16 protein-coding genes are annotated in these 25,088 nt (G+C 51.3%); 8 read left to right on the top strand and 8 right to left on the bottom strand.

Going from position 1 to position 25,088, the window contains the following annotated elements:
• The first annotated feature begins 31 nt into the window (after nucleotides 1-31).
• Both rseP and HMJ29_RS02195 read left to right on the top strand, forming a co-directional pair.
• Nucleotides 32-1,378 (top strand): RIP metalloprotease RseP, encoded by a 1,347-nt coding sequence (rseP, locus tag HMJ29_RS02200; RefSeq protein ID WP_244678715.1) that lies wholly within the window; start codon nucleotides 32-34, stop codon nucleotides 1,376-1,378.
• A gap of 154 nt (nucleotides 1,379-1,532) precedes the next feature.
• Complete coding sequence (locus HMJ29_RS02195) at nucleotides 1,533-2,033, top strand: DUF6702 family protein (RefSeq protein WP_171589947.1); 501 nt, start codon at nucleotides 1,533-1,535, stop codon at nucleotides 2,031-2,033.
• Between the two features lie 24 nt (nucleotides 2,034-2,057).
• Here the strand turns inward: HMJ29_RS02195 and HMJ29_RS02190 are convergent, their stop codons facing one another.
• Together HMJ29_RS02190 and HMJ29_RS02185 are read right to left on the bottom strand one after the other, a co-directional pair.
• Nucleotides 2,058-2,258 carry a hypothetical protein gene (locus HMJ29_RS02190; RefSeq protein ID WP_171589946.1) on the bottom strand — a complete coding sequence of 67 codons (201 nt, stop codon included), beginning with the start codon at nucleotides 2,256-2,258 and terminating at the stop codon, nucleotides 2,058-2,060.
• A gap of 55 nt (nucleotides 2,259-2,313) precedes the next feature.
• Nucleotides 2,314-4,293 (bottom strand): OmpA family protein, encoded by a 1,980-nt coding sequence (locus HMJ29_RS02185; protein WP_171589945.1) that lies wholly within the window; start codon nucleotides 4,291-4,293, stop codon nucleotides 2,314-2,316.
• Between the two features lie 314 nt (nucleotides 4,294-4,607).
• On the opposite strand from HMJ29_RS02185, the gene lon reads away from it, so the two are divergent.
• The 4 genes from lon to HMJ29_RS02165 all read left to right on the top strand — a co-directional run bounded on the left by lon (nucleotide 4,608) and on the right by HMJ29_RS02165 (nucleotide 10,734).
• On the top strand, nucleotides 4,608-7,109 hold the full coding sequence (gene lon / locus HMJ29_RS02180) for an endopeptidase La (protein WP_244678714.1): 2,502 nt from the start codon (nucleotides 4,608-4,610) through the stop codon (nucleotides 7,107-7,109).
• Nucleotides 7,110-7,308: 199 nt separating this feature from the next.
• Nucleotides 7,309-8,370, top strand: a complete 1,062-nt coding sequence (porQ, locus tag HMJ29_RS02175) for a type IX secretion system protein PorQ (protein WP_171589944.1) — start codon at nucleotides 7,309-7,311, stop codon at nucleotides 8,368-8,370.
• A gap of 109 nt (nucleotides 8,371-8,479) precedes the next feature.
• Nucleotides 8,480-9,889 (top strand): ATP-dependent protease ATPase subunit HslU, encoded by a 1,410-nt coding sequence (gene hslU / locus HMJ29_RS02170; protein WP_171589943.1) that lies wholly within the window; start codon nucleotides 8,480-8,482, stop codon nucleotides 9,887-9,889.
• A 110-nt stretch (nucleotides 9,890-9,999) separates the two neighbouring features.
• A complete protein-coding gene (locus HMJ29_RS02165; protein WP_171589942.1) occupies nucleotides 10,000-10,734 on the top strand; it encodes an SDR family NAD(P)-dependent oxidoreductase in 735 nt (244 codons plus the stop codon).
• A gap of 64 nt (nucleotides 10,735-10,798) precedes the next feature.
• On the opposite strand, the gene HMJ29_RS02160 is transcribed toward HMJ29_RS02165, so the two are convergent.
• The gene (locus HMJ29_RS02160) at nucleotides 10,799-12,217 is read right to left on the bottom strand and encodes a RagB/SusD family nutrient uptake outer membrane protein (protein WP_171589941.1); all 1,419 of its coding nucleotides are present in this window, start codon (nucleotides 12,215-12,217) and stop codon (nucleotides 10,799-10,801) included.
• 18 nt (nucleotides 12,218-12,235) lie between these two features.
• The gene (locus HMJ29_RS02155; RefSeq protein WP_171589940.1) at nucleotides 12,236-15,436 is read right to left on the bottom strand and encodes a SusC/RagA family TonB-linked outer membrane protein; all 3,201 of its coding nucleotides are present in this window, start codon (nucleotides 15,434-15,436) and stop codon (nucleotides 12,236-12,238) included.
• Nucleotides 15,437-16,213: 777 nt separating this feature from the next.
• On the opposite strand from HMJ29_RS02155, the gene HMJ29_RS02150 reads away from it, so the two are divergent.
• Nucleotides 16,214-19,474 (top strand): SusC/RagA family TonB-linked outer membrane protein, encoded by a 3,261-nt coding sequence (locus tag HMJ29_RS02150; protein WP_171589939.1) that lies wholly within the window; start codon nucleotides 16,214-16,216, stop codon nucleotides 19,472-19,474.
• Nucleotides 19,475-19,488: 14 nt separating this feature from the next.
• The gene (locus HMJ29_RS02145; protein WP_171589938.1) at nucleotides 19,489-21,168 is read left to right on the top strand and encodes a SusD/RagB family nutrient-binding outer membrane lipoprotein; all 1,680 of its coding nucleotides are present in this window, start codon (nucleotides 19,489-19,491) and stop codon (nucleotides 21,166-21,168) included.
• A gap of 105 nt (nucleotides 21,169-21,273) precedes the next feature.
• Here the strand turns inward: HMJ29_RS02145 and prfB are convergent.
• From prfB to HMJ29_RS02125, 4 genes are all read right to left on the bottom strand, one after another.
• A protein-coding gene (gene prfB / locus HMJ29_RS02140) for a peptide chain release factor 2 (protein ID WP_216634083.1) occupies nucleotides 21,274-22,351 on the bottom strand; the annotation gives its coding sequence in 2 pieces (ribosomal slippage) (nucleotides 21,274-22,290 and nucleotides 22,292-22,351; 1,077 coding nt in all).
• Nucleotides 22,352-22,485: 134 nt separating this feature from the next.
• Nucleotides 22,486-23,550 (bottom strand): branched-chain amino acid aminotransferase, encoded by a 1,065-nt coding sequence (locus HMJ29_RS02135; protein WP_171589936.1) that lies wholly within the window; start codon nucleotides 23,548-23,550, stop codon nucleotides 22,486-22,488.
• Between the two features lie 157 nt (nucleotides 23,551-23,707).
• Nucleotides 23,708-24,256, bottom strand: a complete 549-nt coding sequence (locus HMJ29_RS02130) for a cob(I)yrinic acid a,c-diamide adenosyltransferase (RefSeq protein WP_171589935.1) — start codon at nucleotides 24,254-24,256, stop codon at nucleotides 23,708-23,710.
• 100 nt (nucleotides 24,257-24,356) lie between these two features.
• Nucleotides 24,357-25,079 (bottom strand): ABC transporter ATP-binding protein, encoded by a 723-nt coding sequence (locus HMJ29_RS02125; protein ID WP_171589934.1) that lies wholly within the window; start codon nucleotides 25,077-25,079, stop codon nucleotides 24,357-24,359.
• Nucleotides 25,080-25,088 lie beyond the last annotated feature (9 nt).

The following is a 25,088-nucleotide window of genomic DNA, read 5'->3' as shown; positions in this document are numbered from 1 at the left end:
TTATTACCTCATCACCTAATTACTTCATCTGTTGGAAGGATTAATCATGGCCGGGCAAATGCTGCTGGGCCTTTCCATACTGGTTGGCCTGCACGAGTTCGGACACTTTGCGGCCGCCAAATATTTCAAGATCCGGGTCGATAAGTTTTACATCTTCTTCGACTTCCTGTTTCCGCTGCCGGGCGTAATGAACTTCGCCCTCTTCAAGAAAAAGATTGGGGAGACGGAGTACGGCCTCGGCTGGTTTCCGCTGGGTGGCTACGTGGCCATTCACGGCATGATCGATGAAACCCAGGATGCCGAAGCCTTGGCCGCCGAGCCTCAGCCCAACGAGTTTCGGGCTAAGCCAGCCTGGCAGCGCCTCATCGTGATGCTGGGTGGCATCATCATGAACGTCATCACGGGAATCGTGATTTTCTCTCTCCTGACATTTAAGTACGGGGAGAGCTACCTGCCCGCCTCTGAGGTGCGCTATGGCATAGTGCCCAACGAGCTAGGAAAAGAGATAGGCTTCCAGAACGGCGACAAAATCGTAAAGATTAATGGCCGCCCCTTCACTGAGTTCAACGATGTGTATAGCCCCGAGGTAGTGCTCGGCGACAATGCCTACTACACCGTTGATCGTAGCGGGCAGATTGTGGACATCCCCGTGCCCAACAACTTCATGGACCGCCTTTCTGATGAAGGCCAGGCCGCTTTTGTGCTCCCCCTCGACCCCTTTGTGGTGGATGAAGTGGTAAGCAACAGCCCCGCTGCCAAAGCGGGCCTGCAGCCCAACGACCGGGTGATGCAGGTAGCTGGCCAGAAGATTCAGTTCTTCCCGGAGCTGCAGAAGGCGCTGAAAGATCATGCCGGTAAGCCCACGGTAGTACAAGTAGAGCGCGGTGGTCAGCCCGTTTCGTTAACCGTTGAGGTAGACGACGACGGCAAAATTGGTTTTAAGCCGAAGTCGTTGCTCAATTATGCCACTCGCCACTATGGCTTGGTTGAGTCTGTTCCGGCGGGTACCAAGCAGGCATTTGGTGTGGTAACCACCCAAATGAAGGCGTTCGGCAAAATCTTCAGCGGTCAGGCTTCGCTGCGGAAATCGTTGGGTGGCCCCATTGAAATTGCCCAGCAATACGGTGGCAAATGGGATTGGCTGCGCTTCTGGACGCTCACTGGTATGCTTTCCATGGTACTGGCCTTCATGAACCTGCTGCCTATTCCGGCGCTTGATGGTGGCCACGTTATCTTCCTGCTCTACGAAATGATTGCCGGCCGCAAACCCTCTGATAAGTTCTTGGAAGGCGCTCAAAAAGTAGGTATGGCGCTCATTCTGATGCTGATGGTGTTTGTACTCGGCAATGGCCTGTTCAAAACCATTTTTCACTTCTAGGCCAGTATACAGCTAGGGTAGCTTACCGCTCCCTTCTGGAAACTAATTTTCCCCGGACCTTCTTACGCTGGCACGATAGTCGTTCTACTGGAGCGGCTGCGGCTGGTGCAGGAAGGTCCTGTGTATTCCGCTACTTTCAGTTCTACTTCCCTCTATGTTCCGTCAAATATTCTTGTTGCTTCCGGTGGTGCTGCTGCTGAGCCTGGCGGCCTGGGCCCACGCTTACCACGCCAGCATTATGGAGTTGCGTTACAACCCGCAGAAGCTGCAGCTGGAAATTGCGCTCAAGCTGTTCAGTGATGATTTCGAGAAAGCCTTATCCGTAGGCCAGGCAAAGGGTATCAGCCTGGATAAATCACCCAAAGAGCAGGTAAACACGCTGGTCACGCAGCTAGTCCGGCGCTCCTTAGAGTTCAGCACCAAGCCCGGCGAGGTACTGCCCCTCACCCTCGTTGGCATTCAACATGAGCATGACTCTCACTGGGTATACTTCACCGCCAAGCTGCCTAGGCCAGTACCAGAAGTTACGCTGCGCCACAAACTAATGCTTGATGTATTTCCTGACCAGATGAACGTTGTAAATCTGGAGGCCAATGGCCAGAAACAAACTCTGCTGTTTCGGGAGGGGCAGGAGCAGCAGCAATTGAAGTGGTAGTTTGCTCTACTCTGCAACGGGAGTTTAGTAGAGGCTGAAAAATCGCTTCCACAGAAGCAAAGCGGCAAGCCACAATAGAATGGGGCCAAAGCTTGCGGCAACTTTCTGCCACAACGGCTTTTCAGAAAAATAAAGCTGCGCAGCCAGAATAATATAAACCGGCAGCGTCAATACAAACAGCCACGGAATGTAGGTGAGCAGCAGGCATACCAGCTCAACTGCCACATAGTACAGAAACTGCCTGGTATTTAAAGCAGTAGCTTGGTTTATGTTGCTGGGCTTACCAGCCACTGCCAGCACCAGGTTCAGCCTTGCCGCCAGTATCGCCCTCGGGCTTAATCAACCGGAATTCAACGCGGCGGTTTATGCGGGCATCTTCGGCGGTGGCTTCCTCTTTTAGCGGCTGCGTGCTGCCGTAACCCATACTCTCAATGCGGTTGGGTTTGAGCTTGCCCTTCTGCTCAATATATCGCCGGATGGCTTCAGCACGGTCCTGCGAAAGGGTCATGTTGAAATCCGGGTCGCCCTTAGAGTCGGTGTGGCCGGATATACTGAGGCGGAATGTAGGATGGTCGACCATAAACACGGCAATGCGGTCCAGAATAGGATGCATGCTGGCCCGAATGGTAGCCTTGTCCTGGTCGAACTCAATGTTCTTAAATACCAGCGGAATCCGGTAGTCGATGGAGTTGGTCATCAGTTTCATCACCGTATCACCCTGCAGCGCGAAGCTCTTCTCCACACTAAAAAAGTCGGGGCTCTGAATCAGCATTACGTAGTGAGAGCCCTCAATCAGGTCAAAGTCAAAGGAGCCATCGTCGCGCAGGTACTTACTCGCTACCTCAATGCCGTTGTCCGTGTCAATAATGCTAACAATGCCGTTGAGCGGTTTGCTGCTTACGGAGTCAATCAGGGAGCCCTCTACGTGAGTAGTTGCCCGCGGCTGCGCTTCCATGGGCAGCGGAAAGGAGTAGAGGTCCAGGTTTTTCATGTCCTTTTCCTCCGAGCGGGCGTAGTACAGGCTCTTGGACTCGGCATCAATGGTGAAGTAGTACTCTGAGCCTTTCCCGTTTACCAGCGGGCCAATGTTTATGGGTTCCTGCCAGCGGCCCTGCACCCGGTACGTCTTATAGATATCAAAGTCGCCGAAGTTCAGCAGCTGCCCGCGCGAAGAGAAATACAGCACGTGGTAAAGCGGGTGGTAAAACGGGCTTACCTCGCTCTCCCGGGTATTCACGGTAGGACCCATGTTCAGGGCCCGGCTCCACTGTCCGTTCTTCTGCTTTACGGTGTACCAGATATCGGAGAGGCCAAAGCCCCCTAGGCGGTCAGAGGCAAAGTACAGCGTATCCTCGCCCGGCGAGAGCGTAGGCTGCGAGTCCCAGGCGGTGGAGTTGACGCTGGCCCCCAGGCTTTTCGGCATCGACCACTGCCCATCCTTGAAGGTAGAAACATACAGGTCGCAATTGCCGTGGCAGGTAGGGCACTCGCACCGCGCAAAGTACAGGGTTTTGCCATCCTTACTGATGCAGGCTGAGCCTTCATTATACGGTGAGTTGATGGGCTTGGGCAAAGGCTCTGCCTCCGTCCAGACCCCATTCTCAAACCGGGAGGTGTATAAATCCTCATCAACAACGCTGTTGATACCACGCAGCTTACGCTTAGAGGTGAAGATTAGCTGGTCGGCATCGGCGTTGAGCGTGGGCCCGTAATCCTCGGAGGGCGAGTTAATGACATTGCCCATAGATGTATACACCCCCTTTGGCGGCCGGAACGTCGCAATATTTTTGCGGTACTCAACAATGTCGTAGTAGGTCTTGAGTGGTACATAGAGGTCGGCCTCCTTTTGCTCCAGCGAGTCATAATAGAGTTGCACCTTCTTGATGTCTTGGCGGCGGTGCTTGAGCGCGAGGCTATAGTACACTTTGGCGCGGTCTTCATTGCCCGCCTTTTGCCACAGCTGGCCCAGGCGCCAGAGCATAGAGGTGTTTTTATAAAAGTTCTCGATGCCAAACTGGCCTACGTACGCGTCTAGCAGGTTGCGGGCTGCCGTCCAGTTCTTCCGCTTTTCCGCCTTCTGAATTTCCCGTAATGCTTTCTTGTCTTCAAAATACGCTATGCGGTTTACGTTAGGGAAATTGGGCGTAGCATCCGGCCGTAGCCGCATCTGCTGCTTCACCCTGGCCGAAAGTTTACGTTGAGAATTCGGTAGGCCATCCTTCTGCTGCGCCCAGGTAACAGCCGGGAGTAGTAGCAACATGCAGAATAGAAGCAGACGGGAAAAGGCAGGCATAAAAATAGAGGGGCACACGAGCGGTGGAGTACCGGCGCAAAGAAGATCAAAAATAGGAATTTTTCGATGCGCACGGTAGTTGTTTTGTAGCGGCCTGAGTGACGATTCGCCGTGCTTTCTCTGTCGGGTTGGCTGCTTCTGTCGTACAAAATGCCCTGCCTTTACCGTGGCATGGCACTTGCCGAATCCTTACCTTCGAAAGAATATCCTGCTTAGGGTAAGGGTGCCAGCCTCTTCGCTGTCATTATGGCACTCTCTTTCCCTTTCCGCTCTCCCTGCTCATGAATCAATCTGATCCGAATACGCCCCTGTCTACCCTTTTGCTGATGAGTGATGATCCTGCGGAAGTGGTTTCCATTGTGGCTACTGACCCAGATCAGCCGTTAAGCCCCGAAGATTCTCCGGCTATTCTGCCCCTGCTGGCGGTGCGTAATACTGTATTATTTCCGGGTGTAGTGCTGCCCGTAACAGTTACCCGCAAGAAGAGCATCCGGTTAGTGCGTAAGGCGTACCGGGGTAATAAGATTGTGGGGGTAGTAGCCCAGAAAAACGTGCAGAGTGATGACCCGGCGCTGGTAGATCTGTATCAGGTGGGCACTATGGCCAAAATTCTGAAGCTGCTGGTGCTGCCCGATGGCAACACCACTATTATTATTCAGGGCCAGTCGCGCTTCAAGATTGAGGAGGAGAAGCAGAACTCGCCCTACCTCACGGCCCGGGTAAGCTACGCCGTAGAAACGTTCCCCAATAAAAACTCTAAGGAAGTTAAAGCGCTGGTGTCGTCGTTGAAAGATGCGGCGGCCAAAATGCTTAAGCTCAACCCAGAGATTCCGCAGGAGGCTCAGTTGGCTCTTGAGAATATCGAGTCGCCGTCGTTCCTGACGCATTTCCTATCTTCCAACATCAACGTGGAAGTGGGCATGAAGCAGAAGCTGCTCGAAATTAACGACGGCGTGGAGCGCGGTACGCAGCTGCTGGAGCTGATGATGCGGGAAATTCAACTCCTGGAAATCAAGCGCGAAATCCAAACCAAGGTCCACACCGACATCGACCAGCAGCAGCGCGACTACTTCCTGCGCCAGCAGATTAAGGTGCTGCAGGATGAGTTGGGCTTTGATGGCCCAGATCAGGAAATTGAGAAGCTGCGCCTTCGGGCCAAAGCCAAAAAGTGGCCTGAAGCCGTTGCCAAGCACTTTGATAAGGAGCTGGATAAGCTGGGCCGTATTAACCCGCAAGCCGCCGAGTATCCCGTAAGCCTGAACTATGTGGAGTTCCTCTTGGACTTGCCCTGGGCTGATTATACCAAGGACAACTTCAACCTGAAGCGCACCAAGAAGGTGCTCGATGATGACCACTATGGCCTGGAGAAGGTCAAGGAGCGCATTATTGAGTACCTCGCGGTGCTCAAGCTCAAGCAAGACATGAAGGCGCCCATCCTATGCCTGTATGGCCCGCCCGGCGTGGGTAAAACCAGCCTCGGGCGTTCCGTAGCAAAAGCCTTGGGCCGTAAATATGTGCGCATGAGCTTAGGTGGTGTGCGAGATGAGGCCGAAATCAGAGGCCACCGCAAAACCTACGTGGGCGCTATGCCCGGCCGCATTATCTCGCAGATTAAAAAGGCTGGCGCATCCAACCCGGTTATTGTGCTGGATGAAATCGATAAGATAACCTCCGATTTCCGCGGCGACCCATCATCGGCGCTGCTGGAGGTATTAGACCCTGAGCAGAACTCTACTTTCACGGATAATTACCTGGAGGTAGAGTACGACCTCTCCAAGGTGCTTTTTATTGCTACCGCCAACTCCCTGGAAACCATTCAGCCCGCCCTGCGCGACCGGATGGAAATCATTGACCTGACGGGTTATACCCTGGAGGAGAAAACCCAGATTGCCAAGAAGCACCTGTGGCCAAAGCTGCTGCAAGAGCATGGCCTGGGCCCCAAAGACGCTACCATCACCAACGCCGCGCTGCAGCGGGTAATCGATGATTACACTCGCGAGTCGGGCGTGCGCAGCCTCGAGCGCAAGCTGGGAGGCGTAGTGCGCAACCTGGCCAAAAGCAAGGCCATGAAAGAGGCTTACCCAGCCACGCTAGAGCCTAAAGACGTTTCGCGCATTCTCGGAGCGGCCATCTTCGACCGCGACCTATACCAGGATAACGAGACAGCCGGGGTGGTGACTGGCCTGGCGTGGACTTCGGTGGGCGGCGATATTCTCTTTATTGAGAGCTTGCTGAGCCGTGGCCGTGGTAAGCTCACGCTCTCGGGCCAGCTCGGCGACGTTATGAAAGAGTCGGCCATCACGGCCCTTTCTTACCTGCGGAGCCGCGCCGAAGAGCTGGATATCGATTATCGCCTCTTTGATCAGTACGACCTGCACATTCACTTCCCGGAGGGTGCAGTGCCTAAAGACGGGCCTAGTGCGGGTATTGCCATTTTCACCAGTATTGCTTCGGTGTTTACCCAGCGGAAAATCAGGAGCCATTTGGCCATGACGGGTGAAATTACGCTGCGTGGTAAAGTACTGCCTGTTGGGGGGATTAAGGAGAAGATTTTAGCGGCTAAACGAGCGGGTATTAAAGACATTATCCTGTGCCACAAAAACCGCAAAGACATCAACGAGATACCCGCTGACTACCTTAAAGACCTGACCATTCATTACGCCGACCGCGTTGATGATGTGCTTGAGGTAGCCCTGTTGCAGGAAAAGGTTGCGCACCCCATTAAGCTGATTGTGCGGGATGAGCCTCTTGCCGCAGTTGGCCCCAGTGTAGAAGTTAATTAGCTTTCTATGTTGGTGTAAGCAGCATGAGGAGTCAGAGAGAAGCAACTTGCTGCTCCGATTCCTCATGCTGTTTCTTGGCCATATCAAGAGCGTCCTCCTTTTCGCGAAAGCTAGGCCAGTATTGTCCTGCGTTTGCGCAATAAATGGTGGCCTATGGCGTGCTATACCGGATGCCCTGGTTTCCCTATATCTTGATGCAATGATTAAACCGCTACGCTGCTTTATAACTGGTTCTGCCAGTGTTGCCCTCCTTATAGGAGCAGCTAGGCCAGTTGTTGCCCAAATAGGTGGCCAGCAGGCATTCTCATATCTCAACTTACCTACCAGCGCAAAATTGGCGGGCCTGGGCGGTGTGAATGTAGCATCCCGGGATGCTGATGGTACAATGCTGTACGGCAATCCGGCGCTGCTCAATGCCGATATGGATGGGCGTCTGGCTTTAGGCTACGTTGATTACCTGGCCGATATCAAGCAAAGCACCGCCGCTTACGTGTTCAACACCAAACACGCCGGCCGCATAGGCCTAGGCCTGACTTATCTGAACTACGGTAAGTTTGAGCAGGTAGACGCAGCCGGCAATAGCCTCGGCGACTTTTCCGTCAATGAGTATGCTTTGAGTGCGGCTGACTCTTATACCAGCGGTAGTTTCACTATTGCCGGTACCCTGAAGCTTGCAGTCTCGGGCATTAGTGGTAACCATTCCGTAGCAACGCTGGCCGATGTTGGTGGCCTATTCAAGCACCCAGAGAAGGACTTTACCGTAGGCCTAGTGGTCAGGAATGCTGGCTACCAGCTAAAGCCGTATGAGGGAGCCAGCCGTGAGCCCATGCCACTAGATGTGCAGTTGGGCACCTCTATCAAGCCAGAGCATTTGCCGTTCCGGTTGTCAATCTCGGCGCACCACCTACAGCAGCTCGATATTGTGTACCTCGACCCTAACCAGCGGGGCCAACTAGACGAGTTCGGAAACGAGATAAAACCCAAGAAGACTTTAGGCGATAAAATTGCCCGGCATTTTGTGGTAGGAGGGGAGTTACTGCTGAGCAAAAACTTCAATCTGCGCGTTGGGTACAACCACCTGCAGCGCCGTGAGCTGCGCCTAGACAACACCTCGGGTGGGGCGGGGTTCTCGTTTGGGGCCATGCTCCGCATCAGTGAGTTTCAGCTTGACTACACCCACGCCGGTTATCATGCCTCTGGAGCGGCCAATTATTTCACTGTAGCTCGCAACGTCAATTCGTTGTTTAAGAAGAAGGAGTAACCATTCGGCTGTTTGCTTGCCAATGGTGTCTTATCGCAAACTCAAGCAAAACCTTTCCCGGTGATTCCGGCTATACTGCGGCACCTGTTTCTGTTTACCAGTTTACCTTATGTTAGATTCCGCTGAGTTCCTGACGCCGGCACAAATTGTAGCTGAGCTCGATAAATACATAATCGGTCAGCATGATGCCAAGCGTCATGTGGCCATTGCCTTGCGTAACCGTTGGCGCCGTTTGCACGCTCCCGCCGAGATGCAGCGCGAAATCGTCCCGAACAACATTCTCATGATTGGCTCAACGGGCGTAGGCAAAACCGAAATTGCCCGTCGGTTGGCTAGCATTTCTGGGGCCCCCTTTACCAAAGTAGAAGCCTCAAAGTTCACGGAAGTAGGCTATGTAGGGCGCGATGTAGAAAGCATGGTGCGTGACTTGGTAGAGCAGTCGGTGAACATGGTACGGCAGCGGCGCAAGGAGGAAGTAAAAGCCCAGGCGGCGCAAGCCGTTGAAGATCTAATCCTTGATGCCCTGATTCCGCCGGTATCGGGTAGCGCTGTAGCTAAGACGGGGGTGGGTTTCGGCTCCACTGACGGAAACCAGCTGCCTGATTCTGACTATGAGCTGAATGAAAAAACCCGGGAGCGGTTTCGCGAGAAGATTCGCAACGGAGAGATGGATGAGCGCAAAATCGATATCCGGGTGCAGCAGAATAACTCACCTGGCATTGGCGTTATTGGTGGGCCAGCCGGCCTAGATGAAGCTTCTATGGCAGGCATTCAGGATATGCTCGGCTCCATGCTTCCTAAGAAGACGCGTAAGCGTAAAGTCACCATTGCGGAAGCACGAAAGATCCTCCTTGATGAAGAGGCTGCGAAGCTAATTGACATGGACGAGGTGAAAGATGAGGCCATCCGGCACGCTGAGAATGCAGGCATCATCTTTATCGATGAGATTGATAAAGTAGCCAGCCGTAGTGGTAAAGGCGGCGGAGGCCCCGATGTGAGCCGTGAGGGGGTACAGCGAGACTTGCTTCCCATTGTGGAAGGCTCAGCTGTCAGCACCAAATACGGCATCATCCACACCGACCATATCCTGTTCATTGCCGCTGGTGCCTTCCACGTGGCCAAGCCCTCCGACCTCATTCCCGAGCTGCAAGGACGTTTCCCCATTCGGGTGGAACTGCAAAGCCTCACCAAGGATGATTTCTATCGGATTCTGAAAGATCCTAAAAACGCACTTACCAAGCAGTATGAGGCCTTGCTCAAGGCAGAGGAGGTAGAGCTCAGCTTTGAAGATGAGGCGCTGGAGCGTTTAGCCAGCATCGCCTTTGAAGTCAATAGTGAGGTCGAGAACATAGGCGCCCGCCGGCTGCACACCGTCATGAGCCGGCTGCTCAACGATATTCTCTTTGATGTGCCTGATCTGATTGGCCCCAATGCCCGCATCCTTATCACCCGTGAATTGGTAGAAGAGCGCCTGCGCGACATGGTTCGTAACCGAGACCTTAGCCAATATATTCTCTAGGCTTTAAATCAAGTATGATGACGCTAAAACAAAAGGAGGTGGCCTAGGCCACCTCCTTTTGTTTTCTCGCGTACTTTTTAGGTACTCTACCCCACCTTTTCCTTTCCCACATGCATTACTACATCATCACGGGGGCCAGCCGTGGCCTCGGCAAAGCCCTGGCAGAAGCCGCTCTAGAGCTGCCAGACGCTTCGGTGCTTGGAGTGTCACGGCACGCCACCATCACCCATGAGCGGTACACACATCAACCATTAGACTTATCAGACATGCTCGCTGTGCAGAACAATCTGCACAAAGTATTTTCCGCTAGGCCAGGTGCTAAGAGTATTACGCTAATAAATAACGCCGCTGTGCTAGGCGAAATAGGCTACTTAGGTGAGCACCAGAACGAGCACTTTGAGTTTGTATTTGATGTGAATACCGTGGCTCCTGCCATGTTTATAAACACATTTTTGAGTGCCTATTCTGGCTTATCCATCCCACGCACCATTCTCAACATCAGCAGTGGCGCCGCCCAGCGTGCAGTAGACGGGTGGGGAGCTTACTCAGCTTCTAAAGCCGCTCTCGATGCCCTATCCAAAACTGCGCAAAAGGAGCAAGACCTGAGAGGCACTGGAGTACGGATTCGTAGCCTTTCACCAGGCATCCTTGATACGCCCATGCAAGAGCATATCCGTAGTGCCGATGAGCACCGTTTTAGTGAGGCGGCTAAGTTTGCCGGCTTTCATACCTCTGGTCAGCTGGCCGAGCCAGATGAGGTGGCTAGTAAAATTATTGACTGGTTACAGCGTCCGGCAGCTGAGGTAGAACCAGTAGTTCTGCGCATCACAGAACTTCAAGTATAGCAGGTACCACACAAAAAAAGCCCTGGCAACTGCCAGGGCTTTTTTTGTGTGGTACCTGCTATAATTAATAGCCAGCGTTTTGGGTAAGTGTACCTGAGCTGTTTAGCACTTCACGCTGCGGAATAGGCCACAGCACACGGAAAGGCTGCGTAATAGAAGTAATAGTGCTCATTACTGTGCCGGTACGGCGCAGGTCAAACCACCGGAATCCTTCGTGAGCAAGCTCCACGCGACGCTCCTTGAGGATAGCCGCAATCAAACCATTCTGACCAGTCAAATCCGTAGCAGTAGGGGTTAGAACGTAAGCAGCCAAGCCAGCACGCGTGCGAATCAGGTTAAGCAGCTTAACTGCTTCGGTCAGGTTGGCTATACCACCTACACGGGCCAAGGCTTCGGCGCGAGTAATAGCAATTTCACCGTTGCGTACCAGAATTACGTTGTCGTCACCAGTAACGCGGCTAAACTTCTGCGTGGTGCCAGCGGGTGAAGGGTTTACGTTTACGGGTAAACGCTTGTCACCCGACTCGTGCGCAGCTGGTAGGCCAGTAGCGGGGTCTACTTCGTTACGTCCACCACTCGAAGTGGGGTACCAGTAAAATGCAATGGAGTTGGCGTCGGTAGCATCAAACTGAAGCTCCCAAACCGACTCTTGCTGGTTCTTTAGCGCCCACAAATCCACGTAGTTAGCTGACAGGGCAAAGTTGCCTGATGCATCGCGCAAAGGAGCTGTAAGCGATATTACGGTTGGGTAGTCACCATTGCGCAGAGCGAAACGTGCTTTTAGCGCAATAGCGGCGTTCTTAGTAACACGCCCGCGGTTCTGGTTATTGGCGCTGGTGTAAGCAGCTGGCAGGTTGGCAATAGCGTAATCAAAGTCATCATTGATTACCTGAATAATCTGCTGCTCCGTAGAGCGAGCAATTGGCGCAATCTGAGCATCACTGATGTCCTTAGTTGGCGTTAAGCGCAACGGTACACCTACACCATTGGGTTTGTTATAGCCTTCAGGCGTGCCACCCCAGTAACCAAGCAAGTTCATGTAGTGAAACGCACGAAGTGCACGCGCCTGAGCTATTGCAGTTGCGGGGGTATACGAAGGATCAGATAGAGCACCAGCAGCTTCAATAACGTAGTTAGCGCGGTTGATGCCACTATAAATGGAGGCCCACATATTGCTCAACTCCACGTTATCAGCCGTGATGTTGTTCTGGTTGATCTGCCCGAAGCTAGGTAGAGTACCTGTCCAGCGTACGTTATCTGCGCCCATATCGGCAAACAGAAGATAACGCAAACCCCAGTAGTTGCCGCTTTGTACAGCATCATATGCGCCAATCAAAGCCGCTTCCACACCTTGCTTCGTAGTGAGAGCAGTGTCAGCGGGTAAGCTGGCTTGTGGCTTTACATCAAGGAGTTTATCACAGGAAGAAGCCAGTGACACAAGCAGTGCAGCAGCAGCTAAGCGTGTTAAAAAAATATTTTTCATGAGTTGCAAAGAAGGAGATTACAGGCCTAGGTTAACACCGAAAGTAATAGTGCGAGCCTGTGGGTAAACCAAGAAATCAGTGCCGAGAGAGATGCTGCTACCGCTGAAAGTGTTCACCTCGGGATCAAGGCCTGAATAGTTGGTAAAGGTTACTAGGTTTTGAGCCTGAGCGTAAATCCGTAGTGAGCTTACGTGAGCACGTGAAGCAAGCGCGCTGGAGAAAGTATAGCCAAGCACCACGTTTTTCAGGCGAGCATAAGAGCCATCTTCAATGAAACGGTCCGACACACGACGGTTGTTGTTCGGGTCACCGTAAACGGCACGCGGAACATCCGTATTCGTGTTAGTAGGCGTCCAGCGGTTCAACACACCGGCAGTCTGACCAAACACACCATTCATTCCCTCTGAGAAAGATTTTGTGTTGTTATAGATCTTGTTACCGTAGTTGTACTGCAGGAAGGCAGTTACGTCAAATCCTTTGAATGACAAGGTATTGGTAAAGCCTCCGTAAAACTTAGGCTGTGCATTACCCAGTATCTCCTGGTCAGCAGAAGTAATTACACCGTCACCATTGAGATCCTTGAACTTAATGTCACCAGGGCGGGTCAGCGTAGATTGATAAACCGAGGTAGTGAGACCAGTTTTCGACTTGGCGTTAGCGTCAACAGCGTTAATATCTTCCTGCGTCTGGAAGATGCCTTCTACCCGATAGCCACGGAAAGCACCCAGGGGTTGACCTTCAGCCAGCCAGCTGGCAAAGCCAGCGGCCGATGCCGGGCCAGACAGCTTGGTTACCTTGTTACGGTTGAAGGAGATGTTGAAGTTGGAAGTCCATTCAAAACCTCCGGGCTCACTGGCGTTAAAGTTTACAGTAGTTAAACCTAGCTCTAAACCTTTGTTCTCAATGTTGCCAATGTTGGCAGTATACGAGCCAAAACCCGTATCAAAAACCAACGGACGAGCTAGCAGCAAGTCTCGGGTCTTCTTCTGATAAACGTCAGCAATAAAGTTAACGCGGTTATTGAAGAAGCCTAAATCAATACCAAGGTCAGTCTGGCTTGTACGCTCCCATTTCAAGTTAGGGTTAGCGAGCTGGGTTGGGGCTAGGCCACCTAGTTGCAGGTAGTTGGCACCCGTACCAATCAGAGCAAGAGAAGAGAAGTTACCGATGTCAGAGTTACCGGTTTCGCCGTAGCTAGCCCGGAGCTTCAGGTTGCTGATCTGGCTCAGACCATCCATGAAGCTCTCCTCCGAAATGCGCCAGCCACCCGAAATAGCGGGGAACACGCCATACCGGTTTTCCTGACCAAAGCGAGAAGAACCGTCACGACGAATGCTACCAGAAAGCAGATATTTGCCTTTGTAAGCATAGTTCAGGCGCGAGAATACGCCAAACAGGTTCCAACCGGTAGCCGAAGAAGAAGCACCCGTTTTCAAGGCACCAGCCGAAAGCTGACGAATGTCGTTGCCGGGGAAGCTGGAGGCGGTAGCAAACAACTCAGAAAAACGGTCTTGCTGATAGTTTACCCCTACTAGCGCCGTGATGTCATGAGCTTCAGCAAAGGTTTTGCTATAGGTAACAACGTTGTCCCAGTTGAAGTTGGCATCCTGGCGGTAAGAAGCTACAGCAGAGCCGTTGGCACCCGCACCAGTATTGGTAGTAGTAGGGTTGAAGGTATTATCGCGGAATGTCAAGTAGTCTAGGCCTACCGTGGTACGGAAGCGAAGGTTCTTGATGTATTCAAATTCAGCGAATGTAGTACCAATCAAACGAGCGCTGATTGACTCCAGGAACGGTTCTTTAGCCGCCGCAAGTGGGTTTTCAGTAGAGGCACCGGGGTCCTTGTAGTAGGTACCATTCGCACGGTACTTAGGAATGTCGCTGGCTACCAGAATAGCAGTACTTACTACTCCGTTAATGTTGTTATCATTCTGGATACGGTTGCTCGCAGAGCGGCTTAAACCTAAGTTGGTACCTACCCGAATGTGAGTATTTACCTCATGGTCTAAGTTCAGGCGTACGTTGCCACGCTTGAAGTCAGACCCCAGAACGATACCAGTTTGGTCGAAATAATTTCCTGACAGCAAGAATCTAGTGCCATTATTGCCACCGCTCAGCGTCAGCTCATAATTGCTGATAGGAGCCGTCCGGAAAATCTCGTTTTGCCAGTTAGTGTTAGGCGCGCTTGAAGGGTTCTGGAAAGTAGCTACATCACGAACACCGTCACCATCATCTACGGCTTGGTAAATTCCACCTACTACTGACAAGCCAGCACCGCCAAAAGCGTATGCGGCCGCATCAGCATAGCTGCGGAAAGGCACGCCAAAAGCAGGAATCTGACCAGCTGAGTTGATAGGATAGCGGTTCTGAAGCTGCTCTAGGAACAATTCCGTTTGCTGCTGGCCAGTAAGAGGCGTAAGCTGATTCCAGGCTTTCTGGATGCCAGTATAGTAGCCAAGGTTTACTTTGGTTTTACCAGCCTTGCCACGCTTAGTGGTAATGATTACTACGCCGTTTGAAGCACGTGAACCATAGATTGCTGCTGAAGCAGCATCTTTCAGTACTTCAATTGATTCGATATCATTGGGGTTGATATCAGACAGAGCGTTGGTCGTTTGTCCACCGGTACCAATGTTGGTGTAGCTACCCGTATTAATCGGAATACCGTCTACAACATAGAGGGGCTCATTACCTGCGGTAATAGAAGAAGAACCACGCACCCGTACAGCAATGCCAGAACCCGGAGTACCCGAGTTCTGGGAGATTTGTACGCCTGGAGCCCGACCTTGCAGAGCCTGGTCAACGCTGACAATGGGAGTGTTCTTAAATTCCTGAGCCTGCACACTCGTTACTGCGCCCGTTAGCTCTGAGCGCTCCTGGGTGCCATAGCCTACAACTACAACTTCGCTTAAGCTTTTAGTATCAGCGGCGAGAGCAATATTGATTTGACTCGCATTGCCTATGGTGCGCTCAGAAGCAATAAAGCCAACAGAGCTGAATGTTAGAACTGAAGCGCCGGTAGGAGCCGTCAGCGTAAAGGAACCGTCTGAATTAGTAGATACCCCGGCCGTTGAGCCTTTAACGAGTACCGTAACCCCAGGAAGACCCTCACCGGTAGCACGGTCAGTTACTCTGCCGCTAATTGTGCGGGTTTGTGCAAATACTTGTGCTACACTTAAAGCAGCTACAGGTATAGCAAGAAGTAATGTTTTGTTCATGTAATGAGGTGTGAGTGAAAAGTAGCAGGAGGTTAAAAAGAAGTTAAAAGAAGAGTGCTTCTGGGTGGCTTCAGTTATATGACCTGAAAGTTATGAAGAGATTCAATTAAAACCATTTGTTTTTTGACAAATGTGTAATTTTTGTCGGCTAAGGATAAAATAATGGTTGTTAAAAAGCAGTATTTAATATTTTAAATATTTGAAACGTTGGCCTTTGTTACATGATACTCTCTAACTCGTCCTTCTTTCATTGTATATGCTTGTTTAGCTCGTAGGATCCCTGTTGACGAATCTTGTCGGTCATAGTAACTTATTAAGTGAAATAGGTCGCATACTCTTCGCGTAAGTCCTTATATTCTTAATTGTTAAGATGTGATGCATAATTAAGTTATACCTATTAATATGACCTGTTAATTTCTTTTGTCTTTATTAGATCAGCAATAACTAACAAGAGACATAAGAGAAGAATCCGTTACTGCTGGTTGGGATTACATGCTACTTGCAGCTGTGTTTTTGATATCTTGCAAGTTGGAGAGGAATTGTAGGTAAGTGTCTGTTTGTCAGTATTATTAACTGCTGATGAGAGATGAAGAGCCGGCGTTGCTTTGATTCAGGAAGTTGGATTATACGATTGAGATTTTTTTATAAATTGCGGTTCGATGTTATGTATACCCAGCAAGTGCTCTCCTCTGAAAGGGCTTCGGTGCTTGAATGCTTAACAAAGGTGTTCTTTCCCTTATATTTCACTCATAGTCACTTTTACCCACACTCACTCACATGCGAAAAACTTTATTGAGTGCGCTTCTGATCGCGCCCGTGCTGTTGCAGCAGGCGGCCGCGCAGAACCGTCAAATTTCGGGACGGGTCACCGACCGTTCCAATGGCCAAGGTTTGCCCGGCGTCACGGTGCTTGTAAAAGGCACTACCGTTGGTGTATCAACCAACGCTGATGGTAGCTATACTATTAGTGCGCCAGCATCTGCAACAGCACTCACGTTCTCCTCAATTGGCTACGTAGCAGTTGAGCGTGCAATAGGAGATGCTTCTACTATTGACATTGGACTAGCTTCTGATTCAAAGCAGCTGGGCGAAGTAGTAGTAACTGGTGCCCTTGGTATCCAGCGCCAGCAGCAGCAGGTTGGTTATGCTACTGCTACACTGGATACGAAAGAAGTTACTCAGGCCCGCGTTACCAACGTAACTAACGGTCTGACGGGTAAAGTGTCAGGTCTGCAGGTGCAGACTATTGGTGCTGGTGTAAGCCCTCAGGTGCGGGTTACGCTCCGTGGTAGCCGCTCCCTGACCGGTAACAACGAAGCACTGGTTGTAATTGATGGCAACATTTCTACCAACGATGCTCTGCTCGCACTTAACCCCGACGACGTAGATAACATCTCGGTACTGAAAGGTGCTAACGCCGCAGCTCTCTACGGCTCACAGGCTTCTAACGGTGCATTGGTAATTACAACCAAAAAGGGCACCACTACGTCGAAGGTTACTCTTTCACAAACCTCGCAGTGGGAATCAGTTTCGTTCCTGCCTAAATTCCAGGAAGAATTTGGTCTGGGCGCTAACTCTTGGAACCAGACCCGGGAGAAGTTTGCACCAAACAACGAAGTTGACATCAACGAAGACTATCAGTACAATAGCTTCGAAAACCAGCAGTTTGGTCCTCGTTTCGATGGTGTAGTACGTCCGCTCGGCAACGTGCTGTCCGACGGAACTACTCAGATGCTGCCGTATGTTGCGCGCCCCAATGAAAAGCGCGATTTCTGGAACACGGGTTACCAGATGCAAAATTCGGTAACGTTCTCGGGTGGTGATGCTAAAACCAAGTATTACGCCTCATACCAGAATGTTCACAACAACGGTATCGTGCCCAAGGATAAGTTTGACCGGAATACTTTCCGTTTCAACGCTTCGCACGAGTTCAACCGTCTGACGATTGGTACTAACATTTCGTACACGCTGCAGCGGGTAGATGCCACTTCAAACATCAGCCGCGACGAAACGGTGTACTGGAACTGGTTTAACACCGGTGTTCAGGTGCCTCTCACCTCTTACAAGGATTGGAAGAATAACCCATACGCTTCTCCGGACGGTTATTACAACAACTTCTATCACAACCCTTACTACATCCTCGACAACAACCGCACGAATGATCGTCGTAACACGATCATTGGTAGCATTGATTTGTCGTACAAACTGACTGATTGGTTGCGTGCCCAATACCGTATTGGTATTACCAACATCGACCAGTCCAGCCTGCAGTTCCAGAATAAGCTCATCTTGAGCCCTTACACTGTAGCTAACACGTACAAGACCTACCAGCCCGGTGGCTTTGTACAGGACGTAGGTAGCAATCAGAACCGTATCAACTCCGATGCGTTCCTGAGCATGGACAAAACGTTCGGTGACATCTCCTTGCAGGCTATCTTGGGTAACAACGTACAGCAGTTCAGCTCGAACTTCCGTAACGTGGCGTCCACCGGTCTGTCGTCTCCAGGACTATACAATTTGTCGAACCGCGTTGGTAACCTGACGGGTTCAGATGCTAGTGCTCGTGTACGTACGTACGCTTTCTATCTTGATGCTACAGTAGGTTACAAAGACTTCGTGTATGTGCACGGGTCAGGCCGTTATGACAACGTGTCTAACCTGGATGCAAGTAACCGCAGCTTCTTCTACCCAGCCGTTGACGCATCATTCGTCTTTACCAATGCTATTCCGGCCCTGAAGGATGCTTCCTTCCTGGACTACGGTAAGATTCGTGGGGGTATTACAAAAGTGAGCCAGATCAACTTGGGTGGTACAACTGCCGGCGCTTTCAATAGCCCCGTTGGTGTATACCAGAGCTTCGGTGCTTACGCTCTAAATCCAGTATTCAACCTGGGAGCTGGCTATCCCTTCGGTGCAACAGCTTCGTACACCGCCGGCAACGGCTTGGTAGTAGCTGGTCTGAAACCTGAAACTACTATCTCGTATGAAACAGGTATCGAACTGGCCTTCCTGAAGCGCAGGGTATCGACGGCTGTAACGTATTACAAGCAGAACAGTAAGAACCAAACTATCTCTACCAGCATTTCGCGCGCAACGGGTTATTCAAACAACCTGATCAACGCGGGTGAAGTAGAAAACCGTGGTATTGAAGTAGACCTGAACCTGACTCCTGTACGCCTGGATAATGGCTTTACCTGGACGGTAGGTGGTAACTTTAACTACAATGCCAACAAGGTGGTTTCGTTGCCAGATGGCTTGACCCAGCTGGCTTTGTCTACGGGCGGTAACGCGCAGTTGTATGCTATTCCGGGCCAGCCATTCCCAATCCTGCGTGGCTCGCACTACCAGAAAACCGCAGATGGCCGCACTATTCTGGCGCCTACCAAGAACCCAATTGACCCAACGGGTGACCCGACGCAGTATTATTACCCCGTTAAAGCAGGTGATTTACAGACCTTCGGTAATACTCAGCCTAAGTACCGTTACGGCTTCAATACTTCGTTCACGTACAAGGGTATCACTTTAGCTGGCCAAGGGGAACTTCGCACGGGCTATGTAGTGTATCATGCAATAGGTGAAGACCTTGACTTCACTGGTAGCGGTGCTCGTAGCGCCATGTACGATCGTCAGAACTTTGTGTACCCTAACTCGGCTATTCCTTCAACCGATGCCGCTGGCAATGTTACATACACGCCAAACACTTCCGGTTTGACGCCTGGTGGCGCTGAGTTCTGGGCCCAGAACTCAACCTGGAACCGTACGGTAGCTGAGAACTATGTTACTTCTGGTAAGTTCTTCAAGATTCGTGAGGTGTCGCTTTCTTACGCCATCCCAGCTTCACTTGTGTCGAAGGTAGGTCTAGTAAAAGGTGCTTCGGTTAACCTCTTCGGTCGAAACATCTTCACTTGGGTACCTAAAGAAAACATCTACACCGACCCAGAATTCAACTTTAGCAACTCTAATGCCATTGGCATTAACTCTAACTTGAACACGCCGCCGACCAAGTTTTACGGGGCAACGCTGAACGTAACTCTCTAAGCTGCGACACATCCATGAAAATACTACCCAAAATTCTGTTTGCGGCAGCGCTTACGGCTGCGACAACCAGTTGCGATAATTTCCTTGATATCAACAATAACCCGAACGCTTTTACGGCAGAATCGGTGTCACCTGATATCATTCTCGCTCAGGCCCTGACTAACACGGCTGCTATCTACACGGGGAATAACCCTAGCTACAACAGCTACGCGAGCTGGGCAGCTGGTTATTGGACCAAGACCAACGTAGTGAGCGGATACGGTGAAGAGCAGACCTACAACTACTCGACAGCCTATTATGCTGGCTTGTTTGATAACACCTATGACAACCTGAATGACTACAACATCATTCAGACAAAAGGTGCTGGTACTGGTTTCCCTCGGCATGCTGCCATTGCTCGCATCATGAAGGCTTATGGATTCCTGCTATTGGTTGACCAGTACGGTGATATTCCTTACACAGAAGCACTGCAAGGCGCCAGCAAGGTTACTCCTAAGTATGATAAGGCAGAGGACATCTACAAAGATCTTCTGGTGCAACTAAAGGGTGCTATTGCTGATATTGATGCAGCAGCATCTAATCAGGCTGCCCGTACGGTAAGCACAGAAGATGTAGTGTTTGGTGGCAACATGACCAAGTGGAAGCAATTCGCCAACAGCTTGCAGCTACGTATTCTGCTCCGTGAGTCGCAGACGAACAACGCTTCTATCAATGCTGACGTTCGCACCCAATTGGCGGCGCTCCAGACGGCCAAAGACGGGTTCATTACTTCTGACGTAGTTGTACAGCCTAACTACTCTCAGAACTCTGGCCAGCAGAACCCCTTGTACAACCGTTATGCTTACACGGTAGCTGGTACCGCTGCTACTGAGCGTAACTACCAAGTGCCAACGCAGTACATTATTGACCAGTATGTAAACAATAACGACCCCCGTGTGTCGCAGTTGTACACTCTGGGCTCACGTATTCCTGCTGGCTCTACCACTGCAGTTTCTGGTTATATCGGGGGTGTTTTAGGTGAGCCTACTCCTCCCGGTTTGGGTACCCCAACTGCTAGCACGCGTCAGGCTTCCCGCTTCCTCGGAGCTAATTCTCTGACTGCTGCGGGCGGTATCTTCAAAGGCTTGAACGCTCCTACGCCGCTTATGCTGCTGTCAGAGCACTTGTTCAACAAGGCTGAAGCCGAAACGCGTGGTCTTTTCACGGGTGGCAACGTTGATGCTAAGAAGGATTTCCTGGATGGTATTAAAGCCTCCTTTATTTATTTCTACCGTCCGGCTTCTACTAGCCTAGGTACAATCAACGGTTCTGCTTACACGCTGTCAGCCTTGACTACGTCGGGTGCTCCCGGTATTGCTCAGTATAACACGTTCATTGCTACTACCGATGCGGGTGGATCTAATGCCACTAACCCACTAGTGAACTTTGACGTAGCCACGACGAACGGTGATCTTGGAAAACAAGCTATCATCATCTACCAGAAGTACTTGGCATTGAACTCGATTGCTAGCGTAGAAGCATGGGATGATATCCGTCGGACTGGCCTGCCACGTATCCCGGTTTCTCCCCAGGCTGCAAAAGGTAAACTGCCCACACGTCTGCTCTATCCATTGAGCGAGGCTAGCACTAACACTAGCAACGTTCCAACGGGTGTTGACCAGTACACGAAGATCTTCTGGGACGTGGTTGACTAACCCTTCGTCTTAGTAAGTTCAGACAATAAAAAAGGACCATCCAAGCTGGATGGTCCTTTTTTATTGTCTATACTCTTTAACGAGTGAAGCAGAGACGAAAGAGAATTAGTTCTGCATCAGGTACCCTCTAATATACTCGTCTAGGTCTCCGTCAAGTACGTTTTGCACATCGGTGCGCTCAATACCGGTACGAAGATCTTTAATGAGCTTGTAGGGGTGCAACACGTAGTTGCGAATCTGAGAGCCAAAGTCAATCCGCTTCTTACCAGCTTCTACTTTGTCTCGTTCCGCATGGCGCTTATCAAGCTCTATTTGATAAAGACGAGATTTTAGCATGCGTAAGGCGTGCTCTTTGTTCATCAACTGGCTACGCTCAATCTGAACGGCGATGATAATGCCAGATGGAGCATGGGTCAGACGGACGGCGGTTTCAACTTTGTTTACATTTTGCCCACCAGCGCCGCCCGCCCGGAAAGTGTCCCAGGAAATATCAGCCGGGTTAATTTGAATGTTGATGGTATCATCAACCACCGGGTACGCAAACACAGAAGCAAAGGAAGTGTGACGGCGGCCACTGCTGTCGAAGGGGGAGATGCGCACTAAGCGATGCACGCCAATCTCACTCTTCAAGTAGCCATAGGCAAATGGGCCATCAATCTCAAGAGAGGCAGATTTGATACCTGCCCCTTCACCCGGCTGATAACTCACCTGCCGAACGGTGAAACCCTGTTTTTCGCCCCACATGATGTACATGCGCATAAGCATCTCAGCCCAGTCCTGGCTTTCGGTGCCGCCCGCCCCGGGGTTGATTTCCAGGATGGCCGAAAGCTGATCTTCCTCGTCGGAGAGCATGCGCTTGAACTCCAGGCGTCCTACGGCCTGCTCAGCAGCTTCAAATTCCTGCTGAATTTCCTGTTCGGTAACGTCGCCTTCGCGGTAGAAATCATATAGTACTTCTACATCGCTCACTGATTTTTCTACTGCTTCGAAGTCATCAGTCCATATTTTGAGGGCTTTGATATCCTTCATGACAGCTTCCGCCTTCTTGGAGTCATCCCAAAAACCGGGAGCCGTAGTTTGTGCTTCTGTTTCTACGACTTGTGCTTTGCGGTTATCGTAGTCAAAGGTACCTCCTCAGGGCCTCAGCGCGGCCCTTCAAGTCCTTCACCTGTTCATGGGTCATCGGGACAAAAAATGAATGATGGAAAGAGTAAGTAAGCTGTAAAGGTCTGCATAAATAACGAGGCCGGCTTCATGCGAAGCCGGCCTCGTGTATGGGTAAGGGTGGCCTAGGCCACTCGTGGTTGATAGAAACGGCTACACACGTACCATCCAGTTATGTGGGTCAGGGGCATTACCACTACGAATGTCAGCTAAGGCTGCTGACACTCGGTTAGAGAAAGCATCAGCGGGACGCTCAGGCAGATTATGGTCCTCGCCCTGGTAGCCAATCACGGCAATAGGAGCAATGGTGGCGGCTGTGCCTACTCCAAAAGCTTCCTGTAAGGTGCCATCGGCTTGTGCCGCCAAAATTTCGATAGCGGATACCTTGCGCTCCTCAACAGGAATGTCCCAGTCGCGAGCTAGTTGCAGTACACTGCGGCGGGTAATGCCATCAAGAATAGAAGAGCTGAGTGCGGGTGTTATGATGCGACCATCTATTACGAAAACAGCGTTCATCGTGCCAGATTCTTCCACGTAACGGTGCTCGGAAGCATCAGTCCAGATTAGCTGGTTGTAGCCATCTTGTTGGGCTAACTTAGTGGGGTACATAGCAGCGCCATAATTACCGGCGTTCTTGGCAAAGCCAGCTCCGCCTTCAGCGGAACGTACATACTTCTCTTCGAAGCGCACGCGCAGAGGCTTGTTATAATAGAGGCCTACCGGAGAGGTAATAATCATAAACCGGTAAGAGTCAGAAGGCCGCACACCCAGTAGGCCATCTGTCGCGAACATGAAGGGGCGGATGTAAAGTGAGCTACCCGTGAAGCTTGGGATCCACTCAGAATCGAGGCGAAGAAGCTGCGTAAGACCCTGCATGAAAATCTCTTCCGGTACGGCCGGCATGCACATGCGTTCAGCAGAGGCGTTAAGCCGGTGCAGGTTATCGTAAGGGCGGAACAGATACACTTCACCCTGCTCATTCTTGTAGGCCTTCATGCCTTCAAAAATGGCCTGACCGTAGTGTAGCGCCGAGTTGGCGGGGCTCACAGTCATGTCGCCGAATGGTACAATCTGAGGCTCTTGCCACTCACCATTGTGGTAGTCAACTACCAGCATATGGTCGGAGAAGGTTTTGCCAAAGTCAAGGTGATCAAAGTCCACTTGAGAAAGGCGGGAAGCAGTGGTCCGCTTCGTCGGGATGGTGAGCGTGTCAATCATAGGGGCAGAGTGGGGTGGGTGGGAATACGGAGACAATAACGGATGGGGGAGACCTTTGAAACGGACTCAGCCAACCGCTGGTTGTGAGAGGGTGGGAGAGGTAAGGAAATGGAGTAAGGTGCAGTAATAAGGTAGCGGGTGTAAGCAGCCAGAATTGCTACATCCGGGGTTGCCAAGTAACCTCTTCGGCGCCCAAATCGTGGGCCATTTGCCGACTTAAGACAAAGAGGAAATCTGATAGACGGTTCAAATACATAACCACCAGATCGGCAACAAAGGAATCTTCGCGTAGCTGGATGACCAGCCGCTCAGCTCGGCGGCAAACGCACCGGGCTACATGCGCAAACGAAACGGATGGGTGACCTCCTGGAAGAATAAAAACGCGCAGCTCAGGCAATACGGCATTCATTTCATCCATTTGCTGCTCAAGTAACGCTACATCTTCAGCGTGCAAATCGGGGATTTTCATCTTAGACTTTTCCGGATCGGAAGCCAGTGAAGCGCCGATAGTAAACAAGCGGTCTTGTATTTCTTTGAGCAGTGGCCTACGAGTAGCATTTACTTCTTGGTCGCGAACTAGCCCAATGTAGGAGTTAAGCTCATCAACAGTGCCGTAGCAGTCGATTCGTAAGCTGGACTTGGGAACACGGGTTCCTCCAATAAGGGAAGTGAGACCTTGGTCGCCGGTTTTAGTATAGATCTTCAAGAGCGGGTAGGTAGGAAGGAAACACTACAAAGACATTCTGCGGGGCAGAAAGTTGCGGTATCACCGGAATCAATCGTCTGGAGCCAGACTTAGGGCTCCCTTACTTGCTTACCAGCTGGTGGTGAGTATTAACCTCCTGATTGATAACGTCGGTCTCGATCAGGCCATCGCGCAGGCGGACGATGCGGTGGGCGTAGCGGGCAATATCCTCCTCGTGCGTTACCATAATAATAGTATTACCTTTCACGTAGAGCGCCTCAAACAGGTCCATGATCTCATGGCTAGTTCGGGTGTCGAGGGCACCGGTTGGTTCGTCGGCGAGGATAATGCTGGGGTTATTTACGAGTGCTCTGGCGATAGCTACGCGCTGGCGCTGACCACCACTAAGCTCATTGGGCTTGTGCAAGGCTCGCTCAGCCAGGCCTACGCTACGCAGGGCTTCTCGCGCAATTTCCTGGCGCTCCGATTTGCCATACCCGGCGTAGATTAATGGCAGGGCAACGTTATCGAGGGCAGTAGCGCGGGGCAGCAGGTTGAATGACTGAAATACGAAGCCAATTTCCCGATTCCGAACGTCGGCAAGCTGGTTGTCGGTCATATTGCTGACATCATTCCCGTTGAGAATATAACGGCCACCACTAGGCGTGTCTAAGCAGCCCACAATGTTCATCAGAGTAGATTTGCCTGAGCCCGAAGGGCCCATAAACGCTACATACTCACCCCGCTGGATTGTAATAGATACAGACTGAAGCGCATGAATTTCCTCCGTCCCCATACGGTAAACTTTGGATATGTCGGTGGTTTCAATAACGGGGTGCAGCATAACCAAACC

The organism is Hymenobacter taeanensis (assembly GCF_013137895.1).
In the GTDB taxonomy this organism is placed as follows: Bacteria; Bacteroidota; Bacteroidia; order Cytophagales; family Hymenobacteraceae; genus Hymenobacter; species Hymenobacter taeanensis.
This window is presented reverse-complemented; position numbering and strand designations above follow the sequence as displayed.

Excerpts from the sequence above, each read along its gene's own strand:
- HMJ29_RS02195 (WP_171589947.1), top strand. The coding sequence starts at position 1,533 with ATGTTCCGTCAAATATTCTTGTTGCTTCCGGTGGTGCTGCTGCTGAGC.
- HMJ29_RS02185 (WP_171589945.1), bottom strand. The coding sequence starts at position 4,293 with ATGTTGCTACTACTCCCGGCTGTTACCTGGGCGCAGCAGAAGGATGGC.
- lon (WP_244678714.1), top strand. The coding sequence starts at position 4,608 with ATGAATCAATCTGATCCGAATACGCCCCTGTCTACCCTTTTGCTGATG.
- porQ (WP_171589944.1), top strand. The coding sequence starts at position 7,309 with ATGATTAAACCGCTACGCTGCTTTATAACTGGTTCTGCCAGTGTTGCC.
- hslU (WP_171589943.1), top strand. The coding sequence starts at position 8,480 with ATGTTAGATTCCGCTGAGTTCCTGACGCCGGCACAAATTGTAGCTGAG.
- HMJ29_RS02165 (WP_171589942.1), top strand. The coding sequence starts at position 10,000 with ATGCATTACTACATCATCACGGGGGCCAGCCGTGGCCTCGGCAAAGCC.
- HMJ29_RS02160 (WP_171589941.1), bottom strand. The coding sequence starts at position 12,217 with ATGAAAAATATTTTTTTAACACGCTTAGCTGCTGCTGCACTGCTTGTG.
- HMJ29_RS02155 (WP_171589940.1), bottom strand. The coding sequence starts at position 15,436 with ATGAACAAAACATTACTTCTTGCTATACCTGTAGCTGCTTTAAGTGTA.
- HMJ29_RS02150 (WP_171589939.1), top strand. The coding sequence starts at position 16,214 with ATGCGAAAAACTTTATTGAGTGCGCTTCTGATCGCGCCCGTGCTGTTG.
- HMJ29_RS02145 (WP_171589938.1), top strand. The coding sequence starts at position 19,489 with ATGAAAATACTACCCAAAATTCTGTTTGCGGCAGCGCTTACGGCTGCG.
- HMJ29_RS02135 (WP_171589936.1), bottom strand. The coding sequence starts at position 23,550 with ATGATTGACACGCTCACCATCCCGACGAAGCGGACCACTGCTTCCCGC.
- HMJ29_RS02125 (WP_171589934.1), bottom strand. The coding sequence starts at position 25,079 with ATGCTGCACCCCGTTATTGAAACCACCGACATATCCAAAGTTTACCGT.